Source organism: Pseudomonas sp. 65/3-MNA-CIBAN-0223 (genome assembly GCF_040310425.1).
GTDB classification, from domain to species: domain Bacteria; phylum Pseudomonadota; class Gammaproteobacteria; order Pseudomonadales; family Pseudomonadaceae; genus Aquipseudomonas; species Aquipseudomonas gregormendelii.
Genome location: NZ_JBEOPV010000256.1, coordinates 1 through 252 on the forward strand (window position 1 = coordinate 1; position 252 = coordinate 252).

Below are 252 nucleotides of genomic sequence, written 5' to 3' on the forward strand. Positions count from 1 at the left end.
TCATGACCCTCGATCGTTATGTGGAATTTGTACTGTTGACAGAGTCAGTAGAGCCGACTTTATTATTACCAATCATTAATAAGCTTAATGCTCATGGGCAGCTAGCGCCAATCGAATCGGATTATTTTGCGACATTTGGTAGTAGCAGTGTCATTATTGCCAATCCTGAACAGAACTTTCAGCCCCTGCACGAGCTTAACCTCGACAGTGAGCTGCTGACCTATGCGTATCGTAGTGGTCTTGGTATTGCAC

At 44.4% G+C, this 252-nt stretch carries 1 protein-coding gene; it reads left to right on the plus strand.

What is annotated here, in order from left to right:
- A partial coding sequence (locus AAEZ09_RS28785) for a hypothetical protein (protein ID WP_350601739.1) occupies positions 1–252 on the plus strand: 252 nt, incomplete at both ends.